Annotated in this window: 2 protein-coding genes; one reads left to right on the top strand and one right to left on the bottom strand. The window is 38.0% G+C overall.

Annotated features, from left to right (window positions below):
- Positions 1-65 precede the first annotated feature (65 nt).
- On the bottom strand, positions 66-3,095 hold the full coding sequence (locus C8N29_RS16495) for a Tn3 family transposase (RefSeq protein ID WP_107867158.1): 3,030 nt from the start codon (positions 3,093-3,095) through the stop codon (positions 66-68).
- A gap of 136 nt (positions 3,096-3,231) precedes the next feature.
- Between C8N29_RS16495 and C8N29_RS16500 the strand changes: the two genes are divergently transcribed.
- A complete protein-coding gene (locus C8N29_RS16500) occupies positions 3,232-3,870 on the top strand; it encodes a recombinase family protein (RefSeq protein WP_107867159.1) in 639 nt (212 codons plus the stop codon).
- Positions 3,871-3,927 lie beyond the last annotated feature (57 nt).

Consider the following 3,927-nt stretch of genomic DNA (forward strand, 5'->3'; position numbering starts at 1 on the left):
AGGGTTTATAAGCCCAAACCGCCGAAAATTCTGATTTCCTAAAACATAGCCTCAATAGATTGTTTTTAGCCTAAAACCACACTTGAAACAAGTACATCTAAATCAATAGGCTGGCGATGATTTTTGAAAGTATAATGGCCGTTCAAATGAATATGCCGCCAAGCCACAGGTGATATTTTCTTGATGAAAGCAAGCGTTTTAGGGTTTTTGGTTCCATCAAATTTGTTGAGTAGTCGCGATAAAATGGCAGAGTTGTAATAAATAATAATATTGGCAAGAAGCCGAGCGCATTGATTACTGACCTCGATTTCTATATCTGTTTTGCCTATGAGCTCTTTTTTACCACCCACTTGAGCAATGACTGATCGCAACTGATGGTATGACTCAATCCTATTTTGCGAACGATGGATATTTCGCTGTAATTGAGGCTCACGCAAGTAACGTAAGGTGTAAATACTACGAATAAGCTTATCGAACTCGAAAATTGCTCGACGTGTTGGATTTTGTTGAGAGTAGTTACATAGTTTCCTAATTAACGAGCCTTGTGTTATTTCTTTTAGTCCAAGTGTTGCAACAATCTGATCTATATTTGATTTTTCAGTAGTGATCAGCTCTAAATCTATTTTACCAACAGGTCGAATAAGATATTTTTCATAGTTTACTAAATCTTCAGCACAATAAAGATGTTTTAACTGTGTATCCAAATCCGTAAAACGAGGCTCGAAGCGTGATCCAAACCAGTGCAAAACAGCAAAATTAGCTTTATTGATACTATGCATATCACCTGTAATAACTGATGGCGTAATATCCGAGTTATTGTGATACCAAATATCAAAGACGTGGTGTGCTTCAAGTTCATGAGCACCTATCAGCCATCCTTGCAATGGAATATGGTTACATAGCATCGTGTAAGCAACGACGCCCTTTCCTTTACCGAAATATTTTCGAGAGTAACGAGCTTTGACGGTTGGACGCTCAACCGAAAATTTTTGCCCATCAACACTGCCATAAAGAATACCTAAATCAAATGAATAATGAGAAAAAATGGGTAATGCTGCGATAGCATTACTGATTCGATCATTTGCCTCTTGCAATGAAGATGGTCGTAAATATTGTTGATACATGGTTTCTAACGCATGGTATGGAATATCGCTGGTTTGCGCCATCAACAAATTCCCGTGATTCATCGCTTGAGCGATAATAACCGCCATTAAATTGGTTGGGTCAGCGATTTGTTTGACATACCTAGGCTGTAAGGGAGTCATCGCCGATAAAAAATGGCATTGTGTATTCGTAAAGTGAAACACATCAGAAATATCACAAAATGACATTTGTTGATAAAAACTATCTTGTTGACAAGTATCTAGATTCGTTTTTAGTTTTTTCCATGTGATTTTTTTGCTTTTATGATCATATTCCACATGTTTCAACTTTCCTTGACGTAAATCACGATCGAAGGATAGCCATTGATGATGGAGCTCACGCCTTAATGCATCAAGCTGGCTGTTGATAGGCTGTTGCAGCCAAGGAATATCTAATTGACTGAGGATAGTTGAGCCATTACTAACATTCACTAATTCATCAGCAAAATTTCGATGTTGAATACTGTCATCCACATAGATTTCTCCCGACTTTAAACGCTTTCGCAGTTGACGATAAATCCAAAATTCGTAACGGTTAGCATCAACACCAGTGACCTTTCCATTTGAGTCAAAGGTGAGCAGGTAGGGTCGCAATCGTTGCGGGACAGTGTCTTCAATACATTCATGTAGCGGTCGTTGAGATAAACGTTGTTGCTTAGAAAAAACGTCTTTCATCCATGCTAACGCAGAAAGCCATGGGCTGGTAGTTGTATTACAAGAGAAGTTGATCGTGGTATATAGTGGGCGCAAGTGCCTTCGAATACGATCGGCTAGGTCATCTACCATTTGCCAGCGTAGTGATAATTCACTGACAGGCTTTTGGCTTAAGCGGTGACCTATTATTTCTAGTGTGTGTTTAGGGATAATAGAAAACGCTCGCTCACGCACTGTACCAAAAGGTAGGGTGTCAGCTACTTCGCTATCGACATACAATAATAGCAATCGGCCAACCTGTCTTGTTTCCTGCTGTCGCCCAGCCTGCTCTATGGCGTATTTTTTCTTTGCTTTGTTTTTTGTTTGATCTTCTAGAAGTTTCATATGATAGCCTAAGGCATCAATGAGATTGTCGGTAAATTGGCGATAGCGTTGCCACGCATAGCACAATAAATACAGATAAGTTTGTTCAGGCTTAAGTCGACGCAAATCGTAGATAGTATAGAAATTTGTCAGACTGGCATAATAACTTAGATTTTGGCGAGAAATGGCAAGTTTAGGTAAAAGTCGCGTGACAATCTCATAGATAGGAGCCAATGTCGTCCTTTTTTGTCGCTCTAACACCATTTGTCGGTAGCCAAAATGTTTGGCATCTTGTTTGAGAATAGCAAGGCCTGACAAGGCTTCATCACGGATTAACAATTGCTGAATAATATTCTGACTCGGCTCATCCAGCATATTGATGAGCAGCTTTGATAGGCGTTCACGCTCGGCAGATAAGGTTTCACTAATAAGCGTTTGTAAGGTTGTATGAGCAGGCCTAATGATTCTATTTTCATTCAAGTAAATAAGTAGTTCAGCAACAATAAACCGAGGAGAAACATCACGATGCACACTGTGATTAGCCTTGTTGACTAACTGAGGTAAAAATTTGGCAGACCAAAGATGATAGTTAAATAAGTACGCGATAGCTGTGCGCTGAGTATAATATTCATGCTTGGTAACAGACTTTGGAATCCACGTTTGGTCACCAAAGTATCGTTCTAGAATAAATTGACAATCAGTCTCTGTTTGTGACCACGAAAAGATAAAAAAGGCATACTTCGCTTTGAAATAGCCAATTTGTAAGGCACAATGCATTTGTGAATGTATTTCTTTTCGACTAAATATAAGTTTTAGTTCAGTCTCCGAAAAAGACAAATAATGCATCCTCTGATTGTCATCAAAATCAGGAAGAGCATATAAAGCAAATTGTTCAGCATCTGACAAAATGGTCAGTCTTTCACTATCTTGTGCCATGTGTACATAAAAACTGTATAGGTAAATACGAGCATTAATATAGCATCATGCTGTATATATAAAACAGTGAAAAAATAACATACAATTTATATAGTTTTATACCAATTTAAACATTAAGACAAAACGGGTGGTCTTCATGGCTAAAGTCATTGCGTATTTGCGTGCATCTACCGACAAACAAGACTTAAATCACCAAAAATTGGAAATATTAGAGTTCGCTAGAAGACAGATATTACATATTGATGAATATATTGAAATCACGATCTCATCTCGTCAAACGAGTAAGCAACGTAGAATTGATGAGCTAATGCAATTACTTGACGAACACGATACCTTAATTGTGACTGAACTCAGTCGTTTAGGCCGTAGCACGTCTGAGGTTATTGCTTTAGTTAATGCGTTGATTGAGCGCAATATACGAGTTATTGCCATTAAGCAAAGTCTAGATATTGCCCATCATGATATGAACTCGAAAATAGTAATAACCTTATTTTCTTTGTTTGCAGAAATTGAGCGAGACTTGATTAGTTTACGTACTAAAGAAGCATTATCAGCGAAAAAATCACAAGGACAGCAATTAGGAAAACCTAAAGGGACTTTACAGAAAAGTAAGTTTGATATGGATGTGCCAAGAATAACAGAGCTACTTGGTTATGGTTTATCCGTGCGAAAAATTGCTAAAGTGCTGGGATATAAAAGTCATATTGCGTTAAATACTTATATCAATAAACGTGGGTTACTGAATCAGAACGTCAAAACATCATCGGTAGGGTAGTATCAATCAGAATATTTTAAGTTATCGGAATTTTCGGCGGTTTGGGCTTATAAACCC

Origin of the sequence: Agitococcus lubricus (assembly GCF_003051055.1) — a bacterium.
Classification (GTDB): domain Bacteria; phylum Pseudomonadota; class Gammaproteobacteria; order Pseudomonadales; family Moraxellaceae; genus Agitococcus; species Agitococcus lubricus.